Raw genomic sequence first — 18364 nt, 5'->3', positions numbered from 1 at the left:
GATAATTAATTCCACACCTGTCGCTAATGATCCCTATTTAGCAAAAGTAAGACGACATGTGTCCTGCCATCGTTCAGCATTGTGACGCTGTCGCCAGTCTGATGATGACCATCTAGACTCAGTCCTGTCTCACCGAAGCCCATTTGTTTTACCGTAATGTCGTAGCGACTCGATTGATAGTGAACTGACATAGTAAAACCATCCCAAGTATCAGGTATGCAAGGCCGCAAGCGCAATTGGTCTGCCCGGATATCCAATCCCAGCAAAGATTCCCACATCAACCTGAGCATCCACCCAGCAGAACCGGTGTACCAAGTCCACCCCCCACGCCCAGTATGCGGTGCAACCGCGTACACATCAGCTGCGACCACATACGGTTCAACTTTGTAGCGCGCGATAGCGACCGCAGAATTACCGTGATGAATCGGATTAATCATGCGCATCAATTCCCATGCTTGTTCATTGCGCCCCAACTTCGCTAAAGCCATCACCGCCCAGATTGCAGCATGTGTATACTGCCCACCGTTTTCGCGCACGCCGGGAACATAGCCACGGATATAGCCAGGATTCGGCCCGTCGCGATCGAATGGCGGTGCGAGAAGTTGTACCAAACCCGCTTCCTTTTGCATCAATCTGTCTAGCATCGATTGCATCGCTATCACCTGATGATCTTGATTTCCCGCGCCGGACAGCACTGACCAACTTTGTGCGATAGAATCAATCTGGCATGCCGCATTTTGGGCTGATCCGAGTGCGGTTCCATCGTCAAAATACGCGCGTCGATACCATTCACCATCCCATCCCGATTGTTCGATCGCATCCTGCAACGCAGTAGCCCTTGACTGCCACGCGACGACCAAATGCTGATCACCACGTGCTTGTGCCAACTCCGAAAAATCTTGCAAGCATTGATAGGCGAAGAAACTTAACCAGACGCTCTCACCTTTGCCTTGCACACCAACCCGATCAAAACCATCATTCCAATCACCTGAACCGATCAGACACAGTCCATGCGCACCCAGCCGATCAGCATGCGCCAAAGCACGGATACAGTGCTCGTAGAGCGAAGCCGATTCTGCTGACACTAAGGCTAAATCGTAATAGGAATCTTCTTCATGATGTAGTGCTCTACCTTCAAGAAAAAACACCTTCTCATCTAAAATGTCATGATCGCCTGTGATCGTGACATACCTAAAAACTGCCGCAGCCAACCACAGGAAATCATCGGAACAACGGGTACGAACACCACGATTAACAGGCGGATGCCACCAATGCTGCGCATCACCTTCAACAAATTGTCTGGACGCTGCTAGCAAGATATGCTGACGCACTAGTTGTGGTTGGCTATGCACGAGCGCCATAGCGTCTTGTAATTGATCGCGGAATCCAAAGGCACCGCCAGACTGATAAAAGCCACTACGCGCCCACATTCGTGCAGACAGCGTTTGATATAGCAGCCAGCCATTCGCCAACAAATCAAAACTCGGTTCTGGAGTCGTGACTTGAATATTGCCCAACGTCTTTTGCCAGTATTCCTGAACCCGCGCTAACTCCTCATGCGCCCTACTGACACTGTCAAAATTCGCTAACAGTTCGGGGACAGAAGTCGCACCCAATACCCGATTGTCTTTGTTAGTAAGGTCAAGTGCTCCAAGCAGGAACACAAACTCACGCGACTCATTTGGTTCGAGTGTAATCACATATTGAAATGCAGCGCATGGATCAAGGCCAGCTCCCAGCTTGCCCGACAAACCGCGCTTCTCCATCGCTTGTGGATTATCCAACGATCGATTACGACCAATAAACTCTTTACGGTCAGCGCTGTAACTAAGTGCGCTTGGTGCTGCACGCCTTTCATTACTACCAACTGTTTGATAGAAGGCCGTGAATTCCGAAAATTCAGCGTGATACGGATTGCGCGCCAAAATCGTTTGTGCTCCCGTATTGCCACTTGTTTCCAACCACGTATGAATATGCATTTGCGTCTTTGCCCTGACATCGCCGAGCACCCATTCTACGTAAGCGCTAACGGATAATTCCTGTTTTTCATTGCCGAGATTTTCGAGACGCAAAATCGTATATTTAATCGGTGCATCAACGCACACGAAGACAGTCAATCGACTAGAAATGTTTTCCTGTTCATGTTCGAATTCGCTATAACCAAAACCATGATGACAGAGGTATTCACCTTCGCCAGCTCGCGGTAGCGGCGACCAAAAATTACCAGTCGTCTCATTTCGTATATAGAATACCTCTGCACCAGCATCACTGACCGCATCATTACTCCATGGCGTCAATCGGAATTCATGCGCATTCGCTGCCCAGGAATACGATTGTCCGCTCTCTGAAATCACCGTACCCAAGTGCGCATTCGCGATCACATTTACCCATGGCGCAGGTGTTTTCAGGTGTGTATTACTGCGGATGACATAGGTTTTTCCATTGCGAGAGAAGCCGCCATAGCCGTTATTCTCCAGTAAATCACGACTAGCGGGCACCGATTTATCAGATGAGAGTGCTCGTCTAGATCCGGATCTTTCTCGATTTGTTTGTGCAAAAGTTCCTATCGTTTGCTTGACACCTTTGCCGAACAAATTGGTCAAATACATCGCATTCTGATTGAGTGTTTCTAAGGCTGGCAAGATACGTTCGGCGGCCGGCCTACGGTTCATTTGTTCTTGCAGGCTACCTTGCAAATCACTTAGACAAATTCTGGCAACATTTAAAAACAAGTGCCTGTCTTCCAAAGAAATTTGATCTAAGGCGCGCACGAATATGCCTCCTTGCTTTGCTTGATGTTCTGACTTATTTTGATGCAGCAATGGCAAAGCAGAAATCAGACCCATGATCTGCTCTTGTAGAGCTTGACGATAGCCATTGTGCTCTTCATTCCAGATCACCAGATCAACTTCTAATCCTTTTGATCGCCAATACACGTGTGCTGAAATCAATTGTTGAATCAAATTTAAATTAGCCTGATCCTTGATTTGCACCAAAACGATCGGTAAATCGCCTGAGATTGCGTAACTCCACAGCGCCGATTGTTGCCGACGGTTGAGTTGTAATAGCTGTGGCGTGGCACGCAAATTCGGGTTGACATAAATAATCGAGCTAGCCAACTTGGCGTAAGTCTGTGCTTCGCTTTCGCTAATATTGAGCTGGCGAAGCGTGACCTGACTATGTGTCCAAGACAGCTCTATCACGCGATCAGCCAAGTGACGATCACGATACTTATCGATCAAATTCACAGCGTGATCACGGTCATGTCCGATACCGGTGACAAAATCGATGCTGATACTCTGTTCAGGTGCCAAATGTAATAGAACTCGGATTGCTACGATAGGATCAAGCACAGACCCCTCAGTCTGACTTAGCGCACCAAACTCTTGCATCGCTTGTGGGTGACGGAGATCACGCGTACGTCCTATAAACTGGGCTCTATCAGTTTCGTAGCTGATGGCTTCAATTTCAACCCCATGTACCGCAACCAGATGAAACAAACACGGATGGTACTCATTCTCTGAACGCGGACGGCGTTGGCATATGATTGCTTGGCGTTCATGCTCAATCTCAGTCTGTATAAACAAATTACTAAATGCGGGATGCATCGTATCCGCCGCCGCGCTGTTGAGCACAACTTCGCTATAACTGGTCAATTCCAAGATACGTGGCCGCCGTGATCGATTGGTTATATGCGTGCGCCGTAACTCAATGTCGTCTTCAGGTGACAAAATAATCTCAGTATGTTGCAAGAATTGATGATCTACACGACGAAACTCTGCACGGCCTTCTGAAAATATCACTTCCATCTGTTCGGGCTGCACCAGTGTTGGCTGAAACGTGCAGGACCAAAAATCTTGTATTAGCTTTGCATTGCTATCGAATTCCCGTAGGTAACAGAAACTTCCCCAGTGATCGCGTGTACTGTCTTCGCGCCAACGATTAATGGCGATGTCATTCCATCGACTTGCGCTACCTCCCGCACTGCTGATCATCAGGTGATAGCGTCCATTTGATAAAAGTTGCACTTCTGGCGTGTTGTGATCGGCACGATGTAACACACGCACTGCCATCTCTTGTAGATTTGAACTGTTACGTATATCCGCTAACTCACTTGTATTGACGTACGTCGTATGACATTTCGGCACACGTTCATGCAAAAGCGGTAGTGCGGCCTGCAAAATAGGTTCAGCCACAAATCGTTTTTGTAGTGGCTTATCTAATAGCAAATACGCCAAAGCTAACAGACTCATTCCTTGGTGATGACTCATGAAAGAACGAATCACAACCTGAGTCTGTCCATGTGCTAGACGCGCCGGTGTGTAATCAATGGCTTCATAAAAGCCATAACTACCTTCAAAGCCGAGGTCAGACATACGTTGCAAATTTTCGCATGCCTCCTTCGGCATGACCATCAATGCCATCACGCTCGCATAAGGTGCAATCACTAAGTCATCGCCCAAGCCACGTTTAAAGCCCAAGCCTGGTACGCCAAAGGCGCGATATTGATAATTGAGATGGGGATCCACATGGTTATAGCCCGACTCTGAAATTCCCCATGGCACTTCTCTCTCGGTGCCATACGAAATTTGTCGCTCCACTGCACTACGATAGCTTTGATTTAATAGTGTATGCGCATAATCGGGCATCACCAAAAGCGGCATCAGATATTCAAACATCGAGCCACTCCAAGACATCAAAATCGGCTCACCATTGGCAAGGGTAAGCTGGCGTCCAAGTGCAAACCAGCTTTCTTGCGGCAGTCTGTTCTGTGCGATACCGACAAAGCTCGCTAAGCGTGCCTCAGACGCCAGCAAATCATAGGCGCTGGTATCTAAGCGACTATCACTATGGTTGTACCCAATCGCAAGCAAGCGACTATGCGGATTGTATAAAAATCCCAGATCCATTTGATTAATATCATCAAGCTGCGCGCATAGTGTTTGAACCTCCAACAAATTCGTAGAGGCGCGAATACTCGCCAACAAGGTTTGCTGCAGAAGTTCCGCCGTCAATTGTTGATAATCAGCTTGCTCTTGCCCTTGAAAATTGTGAATACTCGCTAAAAAGTCTTCATGTAATTGCACCAGATGCCGATGGCTAGAAATTCGGCTTAACTGATTGAAGTGAAGAAGCTGATCTGCATTCAGACGATCACTCATCACCACCCAAGGACAGCGGAATACAAGGTCGTCGAGACTATCGCGGCATTGTTCAGTCAACGCATCACACCAGAGCTGTAGCGATACTTGTTTTGGCAAATCTAATGGTGAAGCAAATTGCGTCTGCAGACTCGCAGATAATTGATCGCATAATATTTGTATCTTACTTAAATGGCGATAAGCTCCGAATAAATTTCTGCCGTCCTTGCCCCCAGTGATCTGGGTGTTAATGCTGGCCTCATTATCCCAATCATTACTCCGTTCAATCTCCTTATCAGCTTCACTGTCGGCTTCACCGTCAGCTTTACCGCAAGCATCATCCAGCGCAAGGCGTAAGTGCAACACCTGTGGATTGGTCGGTTCATTCAGAAACGTAAAAAGGATGCTCAATGTATCTTTGAGACTGTCAAAATTCGTCCAACGAAAAACCGGCTCTATTGGAATGCCCAATAATCCAGAACGTAACACTAACAAGTGTCCCGCAAGATTTCCGCTATCCACGGTTGAAATATACTTAGGTAAGAGCGGGCTGAGAGTTTCGGTATCGTACCAATTATAGAAATGCCCCTGAAAGCGGGCTAACTTTTCCATCGTTGCAATACATAATTGGGTACGCTTGAGCAATCGACCTACAGAGATAAAGGCAAAGTCATACGCGCTCAAATTGGCTAGTAGCGAGAGACCAATATTGGTTGGCGAAGTACGGCGCGCCACCACCGCGATAGGAAATTCCTGCACGTTATCAGGCGGCAGCCAATGGTTTTCTGCATTCACATAGCGCTCAAAGAACAACCAAGTTTTACGTGCCAATAAACGTAAATATTCGCCTTCCTTGGCATCAATCTGGCTTATCGGGCGCGCCGGCGCACGACTAATCCACGCGGCGCTGAGCGGTGCGCCAAACCACATCAATAAAATACCAATCGCAGCAGGAAGTGCTGAAGGACGCCAGATCACTAGTCCCGCAAAAATTAAACTACTCCACAGTGGTGAAATCCACATGCTACGGTAAGTTGCCCGCCATGAGTTACCCGGATGTCGATTCGTTTGGCTGGAGGGATTCCAGTTAAGCAATTGCCGCCCGGAGATCCGAATACGCCACTGCGTACGTGCAATCGCATCGAGATTGCTGTAAGCCTCATACGGTAAGAAACTGATGGCAAGAAACACCTGTGTCAGTTGTTGTTGTGCGTGAAAGAACAAATCCTTCGCAATCACCCTCCAAGCCAGTTGCTGGTTCGGTTTAAAAACACCCATCAATGAGCGAAATAAATTCAGCAAATAGGGTGTGCATAGGCTAATCAACGCAACGGCCAAACCAAAATAGGGAGACGCTAAGAAAAACCAAGAGACCACGATTAATGCACTTACAGCAATCGGCACTACGCTACGACGCAAATTATCGAAGAGTTTCCAACGTGATAGTGGCGTCAAAGGATTGTGGCAAACCATTTTTTCCGATTCGCTTGCTGTACGATACGCCGGTACCTGGCGCAACAACCAAGCCGCAATTTGCCAATCGCCGCGTATCCAACGGTGGCGGCGCATAGCGTCGGCCTGATAACTGGCAGGCTGTTGTTCATGTAATTCGACATCGCTCAATAGTCCAGCGCGAGCATAACAACCTTCCAATAAATCATGGCTGAGAATACGGTTTTCTGGTAGCCGATCTTTTAAAGCGAGTTCAAAACTATCAATTTCATAAATCCCTTTACCGATAAACGAGCCTTCACCAAAAATATCTTGATAGACATCAGATACCGAGCGCGTGTAGGGATCAATCCCCACTTCACCAGCGCATAATAATTCATAGCGAGTCGCGGTTTCGGCCGGTAAGCTGACGGCAATCCGAGGCTGCAAAATTCCATAGCCCGCCACCACACGCTGCAATTGCACGTCATAGCGCGCCCGATTCAATGGATGCGCCATGGTTGCAATAAACTTACGCGCAGCATCGCGCGGCAAACCCGTGTCGGCATCCAAAGTAATGATATATCGCATAGCCGGCAGACAATCGGGCGCACCGATAATAGCGCTAAAAGCATGAGAACCATGACCCCGTAAATAAGCATTTAAGGCAGCCAACTTGCCACGTTTGCGCTCGTAACCCATCCAGCAACGCTCCTGCGGATTCCACAATCGTGGGCGATGAAAGAGCAAGAAAAAATCGATCGCCTGAGCATCAAAACCAGTCGTGGCCCCATCAACTTGAGAGCCTGCATGTGACTCAGCACGTTTGGCCGTATGTTGGTCCGCAGTGCGTTGGTCGATGAATGCGTCAACGCGGGAGCCCGCACCCAAGGCGCTCGACGCATAACGATATTTTTGATTTAGTAGGGAGATACATTTTTCTGCATACAGTAACAAGCCAGCATCGTCAGGCATTTCGGCACTGGGTGCATCAGCAAAGTCACTCAACAGGCAAAATCGTAAATGCGGATCGCGGTTTCCCAAGAAGCGCAACTCGAGCGCATCGACTAACTCATCTATACTGTTCTGGGTGGTAATCATGCAGGGGACCGCGATCAGACAGGCCGACTCGACTGGAATTCCCAGGCTAAAATCCATGCGCGGCAAGGGTTTGGGGGTAGTCATCACCGTCACGAACCAATTCACGGAATTCACACCGAATTGACTGATGGCAACCAAACCTAATACCGCCGTCAACAAGATTACATAAACTGATTCATGTTCCAAATCCATAGCGCGTGACAACAGAAAAAGTGCGCCTAAACTCAGTACTAAAATCCCGCTTAAATAAAGACTCAGGGGAAATCGCATCACCTGTCGACGCCATTTTTTATAGAGCGAAAGTTCGTAATCGAGCAGGTCCTCCAGCATCAATTTACCGTCACCAATCAGGTAATAGCCTGGATGCATCAATCTGGGATCGGCGCTTGGTTCCAAATTACCCTCTACATTGGCACTACCAACTACGCCGGAATCTACGTCCTTATTTAAGCGACTACTATCGGTTTCCTTCTGAATCGAACGAAACGACAAGTCGAGCACCAGTTTTGCCACTTCTAATTCACTAATAGCACTATGGCGCGCTAATTCTTCCACCGCATGGCGATACAGATCACGGGTAGAAAAATCCATCGCTTGATAGGTCCGACTGGGATCTAAACGCAAGCATTGTTCGACATGGCTAAGATGCTCAACAAAGACGCGCCAATCGATCGTTGATAATAAACGCAGGCTGGCAATACTATTGCTGACTGAAACTTGATCCGCGGCTTGATGTTGTGCATCCGCCTGCAACATGGATTCAATGTTCTGATTTGATTCGGCCAAGCTTTGTGACAACCAGCTCAGTGGTAATAACAGGCTGGGATTTTGTGCCTGTATTCTGCGCACAAATTCGGCGACAAAAGCACTTTGCAGTGGCGGTTTTGAATGCGCCATTTCTGCTACCAATAAAATCAACTCATTCGGATTTTCCTCCGCACAGGTCATTAGACGCTGCGCCCACTCACAGGCAAGATTACGATGGAGACGAGATTGTTTGATGTAGAGTGCGACGCGACGCAAATTTTCAATCAGCGCCAACCTGAGCATAATCGGAATTGCCCATAGTTCACCTAACATTAAACTTTGTGTTTCCTGATAGGCGCTAATAAAGCCGTTCAAGCTATCCGGATCAATCCGTCCGTCACCATGGGCAATCGCTTCTAACGCAAGATCATAAACACGTGGCAAACCGCGTGATTCACCATTCAATAAACGCGGCAACTGCTGGCTGTAATCTTTCGGGAAGTGACGCTGGGCAGTGTGTATCTGTTCTTCGATCACATAGAAATTGTCCAGCAGCCACTCGGCCGCAGGCGTAACCTGATATCCCGACTGCGTAGCAGCGATCAGATGCGCACAAGCATCAATAATGCGCTCTTCATTGTCCGCCAATCTACGCAATAATTGATTGCGTCCAGAATGCGGTGCCAATTGGTGCTGGCGCGCTAGATAGCGACCATGCTGCTCCATCTGCAATGCGCTAAACAGTTCTGCCCGAAGGGGATTTACATTCTCCAGCGGCGTCTTTTCTGTATAGAACCACTGCTGCCAAACCGACACGATCTTGGTCTTGAAGGCAATATGAAAATCGTTTTTGATGAAGTCAAATAGGGATGAGTTACCATTCTTGGTTTTCAAAGCGTGCGTCCCATCTCTGCCATTGGCGTAGTTTCAAAAGCTGAAGCCTGACCGCGCTTCAGCCTGAATCCAGCTTAAAGGAAACAGAAATTTTTCTAAGTGCGTTGCCACACATAGGTTGGAACTAAACAAATACTAACCAAGACCAAACCACGACCAAACTAAGACCAAAATCGAGACGTCAGCGTTGCTTCCGCCTACTCAATAGTGACCTCACATGGTCGACGATCGATAGCCACTAAGCCTGTCGAATTTTTTCAGGCAATCCAGAGAGTATGCCGACATAATTGGTTAAAGGTTCACCAATACAAATTTCATCTTCTGCTATCGTATAAAAGCAAATGTCTTTGCTATGCGTGCTCGACCTGACCTTGACCACCGCAATGACACGGCGCAATTGACCACTGACTTCGACATATCGTTGCATAATAATCGCATCGGCTAAGAAAGCGTTGCCCGAACTACTGAACTTCAAAGTCGTGTATTGATCTTCGAGTTCAGCCGTCATAAGCACTGTGACGCCCATCGCGGTCAAGCTCGCCACCATGCGATACAGAGCCTCCCGAAAATCTTCACGGAATGCCGCCGATAAAGCTAATTCAAAGCCAGATAGCGAATCGATCACCAAGCGCTTAGCGTTCAAACGTCGCACATTTTCCAGCATATCGTGAAAAATTTCGTCTAGCGACAAATCTAAAGTTTGCGTTTTAATCACGCCCACATCACCATTCTTAATCATGTGTTTGAGTTTATGACTGATCAATTGATGCGGACTCTTTTCAAACGCAGCGATCACGCCTTTTTCACCTAAGCGCACACCTTCCGCCAAAAACTGCGTAGCAAGGATCGTTTTACCAGAACCAGAGGGGCCCACCACTAAGACAGAATACGCTTGCGGCAATCCACCACCCATCATTTGGTCTAGCACCGGATTACCCATAGGCATCCTGACCGAGGTATGCTCAGAGGGATTCACGCTAGGCACGTTTTCCAAACTAGCTACTACTCTTGGAAAGACTTCGATACCTTGGTTGTTGATTTTAAACGTATGCAAGCCCGGACTCTGCGCCTGACCACGCATCTTTACGACCTGAATTTTACGTATCATAGAATCGCGATACGCCATTTGTGACATCCAGATGATGCCATCGGCCACCGTAAATATCGGACTCGACTCGGCTTCCTGTACCAGATACTCACCAATCAAAAAAGTAGTCGCTTGCCAGCTACTCATTTGCATTCCTAATTGTTGCACCAGATGCTGTAAACCTGAGATGCCAGGATCATCCGAATGTCCGCTTTGTACGATTGATCGAAACGAATCGACGAACACTAATCCAGGAGAAAAAGCCTGAACCTCTTCGATGATGCGTGACAAAACCCGATCAAAATTACCATCTAAAAGATCGGATGCAAGATTCACAAATTTAATTGAGCTATTCACTTTATCTAAATCAAAGAAAGGAAATTGCTGCTGGTACCGAAGCATTTTCAGTGGTGATTCGCCAAGCACAGTAAAAAAGATCGCACGACGCTCTGGATTTGCCAATGCAAACATCATTTGATGCGCTAAGGTCGTCTTTCCACTGCCAGGCGTACCGGCTAATAAATTGAATGAAAATTCCGGTAAGCCGCCACCGAGCAGCGCATCCAAGCCGGGCACACCCGTCTGCAATTTTTGGATACGCACAGGCTGATTGTCGATCTTACTCATGGTGTAACTCCGGGTTATACAATTTTGATGATGAAATTCGATATGACGTAGTATTTTTATGATGTGAGGTAAAAAACATGGCTAGGCTAAGGTTCAATGCTGGGGGAATCATTCTGAAGTTTTCTGTCATCGGTTTCTGATCCGGTGTTTTCTTGATTAGGTTCAGGCAAAATCCTGTCCCATGCGACCTGTAAAATATTCTGTGTTAAGCCTACGCCTATCAATCCGCTCAAAAGGCGCATAAAGGTATCGAGTAAAGCGCGGCTAGCACGTTCTGCCAAGGCGAATTCTTGTTGATCCAATTGGGTTTTTAGCGCATCAAAACGAGTGCCAATCGGCGCGGAGGGCGGATGCAATTGCAACCACGGATATTCGTCGCGCAACAAAAACACACAGCGCGAATAAAGTGACTCAAAGCCCGCTTCGCCGATAATGCTCATCAGTTCGCGCGCGAGGTGTTCCCATAATCGCAGGTTGGCGGCACCAATTGCATCTGGCTGTTGGTCAAAAGCACGCTGCAACCATTTACGATGATGCGTAAACTCTTCTGGTCTAGGTAGCGTCATAATTAAAAATAGAAAAGTGTTTCAAGTAGACATCCAGCCTGCAATTAAATTCAGCAAGACATCTGTAGCCACCGGTTTGACTAAGAAATGATCAAAACCCGCGTCTTTCGCGTGCTCCCGGTCTGCCGCTTGATTATAGCCTGTGTAAGCGATCAGGCAGACTGGTCGCTTATTAACGTTCTTATTTGTGCTGTTATTTGTGTTTTTGTCTGCACTATCAGCTTCCCGTTTATTCGCCTTCCCCGCCGATTCTGTGCGGAGAATTGCACGGATGTTTCGCGCAATTTCAAAACCATCGTGGTTCGGCAAACCCAAATCGCAAAAGATCAAATCAAATTGTTCATCCGCGGCATCATGTATCAATTGAATGCCTTGATGTCCATTAAGTGCCGTACAAACGTGATGCCCTTCATTGATGAGCACCTCTGCCAACACCGCCAAGGTATCAGGATTATCCTCGATGATCAGAATTTTAAGATGTGGTGTCTGACGTGGCTGTAACTGCTCAGGTGGCTCTTGCGCTTCATTTGTTACAGGTACTTTTGCGAGCGGAAGTTCAACGATGAATTCACTTCCTAAACCCAAACCATCGCTCCTCACGCGCACGGTGCCTTCATGCATATCGACAATGCTACGGACCAATGCCAAACCTATCCCCAGCCCCCCTTGCGCACGATCGACGGTTTGATATCCTTGTGAAAACAACTCAAAAATTTGTTGTTGGATATCAGTCGAAATGCCAATACCGTGATCTTTGATACTGATCAAAATCTTCTCATGGTGCTTTCTGACGTGAATTGAAATCGTCTCGTATTCGGGTGAAAATTTGGATGCATTAATCAATAAGTTGCTAAAAACCTGCGATAGCCGCAGAAAATCTGCAACCACATTGAGAACGATCGCAGGCAAATCACATTCCAATCGCTGGTGTCGGAGAGCAATTATTGGACTGCTAATTTCAATCGCATTATCAATGATCGACTTCAGCGTAAATTCTTGTTTATACAAACTAATTCGGCCACTACTGATCCGGGACGCATCCAACAAATCATCGACTAGATGACTTAGTTGCCCAACTTGCCGCGCTAAAATTCCATGCAGTTTAGGCAGATTTTCATGACTAGCAGTGAGCTTTGCAATTAATTCTGTTGCCATCACAATCGGTGCTAGGGGGTTGCGCAACTCATGCGCCAACATCGCCAAGAACTGTTCTTGCTTGAGTTTTGCTTGCTCCGCTGATTCTTGCAAACTTTGTGCATTCATCGAAGCAATCACCAGATGTTGATTAGCCTCCCGTAACTGAATCACCAACTGCTCTAAAATATTTTTATCGCTGATCACATCAAATTGATTTTCCAAGCGTGACAACAATTCTGTTATGGTCGTGCGTAATTGAGCGGTTTCTTGGCTATGTTGATTAGCTTGTTTAAGGTGAGTAAGTTCAAGTAAAGTGATCAGATTACTCTCACCATTATTGTTGCGGTTGGAGGCCATAGAATCAATCTAAACCGTCAAAGACGGTAATTGATTCGATTTCCGACATGGCTGCCACAATCACCCATTTTTCTGGTGCAATACTCTTTTCAACGTCGCAGGAAAACGCGCGCCATTGAATACATATCGGACCATGCTCGCCTGATCGAATTCGTAGTTGTGCATTCTCTCGTAGCAAACCGTTCGTGTCGATCAAATGAGAAAACTCTTCGCTGCGGGCATGTAAGTTGGATAATCCAAAATGCTGTAAATCAAAATTATCAATATCTTGATGTGCGATCGCAAATAGATCACATGCAGCATGATTGGCGTCAAGTAGTGTTTTAGATTCGCCATCAAAAACGAGTATCGCTTGTTCGACACTATTGAGCGCCATGCGCAAATAAGCGGATTCAGTATGCGCGCGGCGCCGGTCATTGAGTTCCATGCCGATACCACGATACCCAGTGAACCGACCGTTTTCATCGAAGATGGGTTCGCCACTCACTTGTAAGAACTGCTGACTACCGTTATTCAGAATTCGTCGGTAGACATAATTAAGAAAGGGGGTGCGGCTCTCAATTTTGTCGTGTAGTTGTGCATATTCGGCTTGATTCCACGCATCGTCATTCAAGTCATCGCTGGCATCATCAGGTCTTTGTTCGAGATCTCCCGCGGCCTTGATGCTCACCCCATCATCGCTCACATGATGGATACCCAACATCTCAAATACAGGTCCCTCTGCGCTAACAAAATTACCATTCGCATCTTGCTCCCAATACCAGTCTGAGGATAATTTCGTAAAACTCTTAAAACGCGCTTCACTCTGTTGCAATTGTAAGGTGCGTTCCACCACGGTCTGTTCTAAGATCACATTGTAATCGGCGAGACGTTTATACAGCAGCCTCACCTCTAGCATATTCGCGATACGGGTTTGTAACTCTACCAATTCAAATGGTTTGCTGACGAAATCTTTCGCGCCAGCCTGCAAGGCGCGTAACTTCTCTCCAGGCTGTGCGGTAATTACCAATACTGGTGTGTACGATTCAGGCTCAACTTCTTTGAGCGCTTGCATTACTTCAAAACCGTCCATCACAGGCATCTGCAAATCTAGCAGAATCAAATCAAAATGATGCTCCTGATGCAGCGCACAGACGGTCGTTGGATCAAGTGTCGAAGTCACCTGTTGATAACCAATATTCGCGAGAATTTTTTCCAGCAAGGTGACGTTCGCAATTTGATCATCGACAACGAGAATTTTCGCGTGGTGTATCTCAGGTTTCGCTACCATGATTTTCTTTCAATGTGTCTTATCGCTGCTGCTGGCTAATATGTTTGATGAACTATTCGTGGCATGTTCCAAAGCTTGATTCAACGCATCCATAAATTCATCAACTTTGATCGGTTTGGTGAGATAGCGATAAAAACCCGCCTGCTGACCGTTTTCGATGTCACGTGGCATCGCGTTGGCAGATAATGCCATCACCGGAATATGTTTAGTTGATGCATCGCTCTGTAAGATTTTTAAGGCGCCGAACCCACTAATTCCTGGGAGATTAATGTCCATCAAGATGACATCTGGTTTATACGCCCGCGCCATTTGTATGCCGAGATGACCATCGATGGCGGAGATTAAGCGCAAATGCGGACAACGTGCGACTAGCTGCTCAACTAAAGCCAGATTCGCAGGATTATCTTCCACATATAATAAGGTGCGCTTTCCTAAATCTGGCAGACCTGGTTTCTTATTGTCTTCGTAAACCACTGGCAGGGTAGATTCAAAATTCGGCAACTTAGGCATCGCTGAAGCATTGAGCTCTATCCAAAAAACACTCCCCACGCCCACTTGGCTCTCGACCCCAATTTCGCCGCCCATCAATTCAACCAACTGTTTCGTCACCACCAAGCCGATTCCGGTACCTTCTTCACTACTACTTTCCTGTCCTAGCCGATTAAATGGCTGAAACAATTGTTGTAGCTGTTTGGAATTAAGGCCAACGCCTGTGTCTGTCACATTCACACGAATTTTGGATTTTCCAGAAAGATGGCATTCAATAAAGACTCTACCATTATCATGGTTGTACTTAATCGCATTCGACAACAAATTGATCATCACTTGTTTGACCCGCATACGATCTGCATGTACATAAAATAATTGATCTAGTTTTGGGAACTGCATGCTGATATTACGTTTCTGTGCTTGCGGCTCTATCATGGCCTGCAAATCTTGTAATACCTCGGACAATGACATCGCTTCTTGCGAAATGGTGACCCGACCCGACTCAATCATCGCTAGATCCAGAATTTCATTGATTAGCTTGAGAAGGTACCAACCAGCTTGCAAGATTTGATCTATCGATTGCTTTTGTGCGTTACTTGGCGCCGGTTTTTCAGAAGCCATTAATTGTGCGAAACCCAAAATCGCATTAAGTGGGGTGCGTAATTCGTGGCTCATACTCGACAGAAACTCCGACTTTGCTAGATTAGCTTTTTCTGCGGTGGCAATCGCCAGATTCAATTCGACATTAGTGATCTGTAAAGCCAGCTCAGATTGTTTGCGTTCAGTGACATCGCGCGCGGCTGCGAACACGCCCTGCAGATTACGTTCACGATCATAAAATGTGGTCGCATTGTAGGAGACTAGAGTTTTCTTACCATCTTTCGCTTGCACGGTGAGTTCAAAATTAGTGACTTTGCCCTCTTGCATGACGCGAGTAATCGCGGTTTCGGCACGTTCAGGTTCGGTAAAATAATTCTTGCAAGGTGAACCAATCAATTCTTCACGCGTACTACCAGTCAACCTTTCCATCTGCTGATTCACATCGCTAATCAAGCCATTCGGATCTGTGGTCATCAAGGCGTCGATATTCGATTCAATCAGTGAACGTGTGTAGAATTGCAAGTCACGTAGACGCTGATCCGTAATCGCCTGCGTTGCTTCCACCTGTTTGCGGGCGCTATTATCGATACCGATTAATAAATAACCGATGATCTTTCTCTCAGCATCGCGCAAGGCAGTCACCGAGACATTCGCGGGAAAGCGGCTACCATCTTTACGTACATAAGTCAGGTCATAAATATCTTCAATGCCGCGTGACGCTTTGTAAACTAAGGTTTCAAAACCCGGCGTAATATTGACGCCCATTTCAGCACTGAGTTTTGCGGCACGTAAAATCACCTCTTGCGCATCAGAAATATCGGCCGGACTAATCTTATCGAGCACATCCAGCGCGGTGTAACCTAACATACGTTCAGCGCCGACATTAAAAATTTGTATCACGCCTTGCGCATCCGTCGCGATACTGGAGAAGTTAGTACTATTGAAAATAGCGTCTTGCAATGCACCCTTTTTCAGCAAGGGCAACTGCTGTTCATGCAATGAATATTCTTCGACTAAGCGTTTGTGAATGCTTCTCTGTATCCACGCCGACACCAAAGCTATCAGCGTGAGCAGAGAAATAATGACGAAGGCAATTTGTGTTAATCGTGCGAGTTCATCGCTTTGCTGCTTATGCAAATCATCTTGAATTTGACGCTCTAGTCCCAATACGAGCCGGCGAATATCGGCTGCCAATTCAAGCCCCTTATTAAACTTTGGCCCTGCCGCTGCAAACCCTAAGGTACTGAAAGTTTTTTCGCTATCAATTAAGGTATTGGTCCGTTGCTCTACGATACTGTCAATATTCTCAATGTCGGCACGCAGGGCAACTTTATTTTTGGTGAGCGTCTGCAAACTTGTTCGGCTTTGCGCGATCTCTAGCAAAATCGCATCTCTTTGTTGTAATAAGGAAGGCTCTCGTGTCAGGAAAAATGCCCATTGGCGATTTTCCGCTTTATCTAAATTGGAGCGTAATTTTTCCAGCGCACGGGTCAATTGCTGCGTTTGTTCATTTTCCTGCAAGGACACGGTAGATAGGCGCGCATTGTTCCAAGCAATAATTCCAGACAATAGCAACAGCACCATACAGATTTCAAACGCAAGCAAGGTTTTGCGCTTAAAGTTGGTGCTTAAGTTCATGTTGAGCATTTCGGTCATGCGTTTTACCTGGGTAATGGGTACAAAATTTATTGAGTAAATCTAGCGTTGATGAACATCAGACAATAAGCGTTTTACTTCTTTTCTGACGACCGCATAGCATTCGCATACTTGTTGTTCTAAACCGTCTCGACGCAATACAGTGATGTGCCCACGCCGGTAACTAATGATGCCTTGGATTTGTAATCTGCCTGCAGCTTCAGTCACGCCTTCACGGCGCACCCCTAACATCCCGGCGATCAATTCTTGGGTCATCGTGAGTTCATTTCCACTTGAGCGGTCTAAGGTCAGCAGCAACCAACGACACAATTGTTGTTCAACGCTATGGTGGCGATTGCACACTGCGGTCTGTGACATCTGGGTAATCAACGCTTGCGTGTAGCGCAATAGCAGGCGCATCACAGCGCCTCCCATTTGAAATTCTTCTAGCAAGGCATTTGCTTTAATTCGATACGCCATGCCGGCCGTTTGTATTACCGCACGACTCGGAGTGGTATCGCCTCCCATCAATAAATTGACACCCAACACGCCTTCATTTCCAATGCCGGCAATTTCCGACGAGCCACCATTCTCCAGCAAGTAGTGCAAAGAGATGATCGCCGTGGTCGGAAAGTAGGCATGACTTAGTTTGCCTCCAGATTCGTGCAATACATCCCCCAAGCGCATTTGAACTAATTCTAATTGCGGCAATAGACGGTTAAATTCGAGCTCTGGAAGTGCTGCTAATAAGTGATTCTGACTTGGCATCGCTGCCGTCATCGACTTGCTTATAAATGTACCTGTGGCGATGGAGTGAGGAAGCGGACGCGTGTTGTTGACGATTAAACTGGACATAGGTGCTTCACTTTTCCAGTCAAATTAGGGTGGCGACATCGCCAAATATAGATCTACATGAGATCAACACAAACTCAAGCTAAGCTCAACTTAGATTAAATTTAGGCTAAAAAAACTTTTAGCTAGTTTAATTTCTGCTAACGAGACTTGCAGAAAACCAAGCGTTGAAGGTAACACACTCTATCCCTTCCAGCTCAATTTAATTGATCTGCAACATTTTGTATGTGGGCTAACGCACACAGCGAAATCAACTTTAGATATGCACAGAGTGAAATGCCCTCTGTGCCCGATCACAGTACGCAACTCATTGTGCGTTTCAGAGTGTATTCCATTGTGCACTTTCTTATGTCTGCCAGCGCACAGACCTTGACACACTGCTCAACCAAGATGGCGTCTGGATTTTAGATTGCTATGAAATCCTTGCGTC

Annotated in this window: 7 protein-coding genes; all 7 read right to left on the bottom strand. The window is 46.7% G+C overall.

All coding sequences use genetic code 11. The features are described 5' to 3' along the window. Nucleotides 1-23: 23 nt before the first annotated feature. A complete protein-coding gene (locus ACO0KW_RS00990) occupies nt 24-9314 on the bottom strand; it encodes a GH36-type glycosyl hydrolase domain-containing protein (protein WP_423049767.1) in 9291 nt (3096 codons plus the stop codon). A 238-nt stretch (nt 9315-9552) separates the two neighbouring features. Continuing rightward, nucleotides 9553-11028, bottom strand: coding sequence for an RAD55 family ATPase (locus tag ACO0KW_RS00985; protein WP_423049765.1), 1476 nt, complete (start codon nt 11026-11028; stop codon nt 9553-9555). Nucleotides 11029-11114: 86 nt separating this feature from the next. Further along, on the bottom strand, nt 11115-11594 hold the full coding sequence (locus tag ACO0KW_RS00980; protein ID WP_423049763.1) for a hypothetical protein: 480 nt from the start codon (nt 11592-11594) through the stop codon (nt 11115-11117). 21 nt (nt 11595-11615) lie between these two features. After that, on the bottom strand, nt 11616-13088 hold the full coding sequence (locus ACO0KW_RS00975; RefSeq protein ID WP_423049761.1) for a hybrid sensor histidine kinase/response regulator: 1473 nt from the start codon (nt 13086-13088) through the stop codon (nt 11616-11618). Nucleotides 13089-13092: 4 nt separating this feature from the next. Then, the gene (locus ACO0KW_RS00970; protein ID WP_423049759.1) at nt 13093-14358 is read right to left on the bottom strand and encodes a response regulator; all 1266 of its coding nucleotides are present in this window, start codon (nt 14356-14358) and stop codon (nt 13093-13095) included. A gap of 9 nt (nt 14359-14367) precedes the next feature. Next, on the bottom strand, nt 14368-17103 hold the full coding sequence (locus ACO0KW_RS00965) for a PAS domain S-box protein (protein WP_423049757.1): 2736 nt from the start codon (nt 17101-17103) through the stop codon (nt 14368-14370). Nucleotides 17104-17145: 42 nt separating this feature from the next. Further along, nucleotides 17146-17862, bottom strand: coding sequence for a Crp/Fnr family transcriptional regulator (locus ACO0KW_RS00960; protein ID WP_423051917.1), 717 nt, complete (start codon nt 17860-17862; stop codon nt 17146-17148). Nucleotides 17863-18364 lie beyond the last annotated feature (502 nt).

This window comes from Undibacterium sp. Ji22W (assembly GCF_049340305.1).
Classification (GTDB): Bacteria; Pseudomonadota; Gammaproteobacteria; order Burkholderiales; family Burkholderiaceae_D; genus Undibacterium.
The sequence above is the reverse complement of the archived record's forward strand: the minus strand, read 5'-3'. Positions and strand labels throughout refer to the sequence as shown.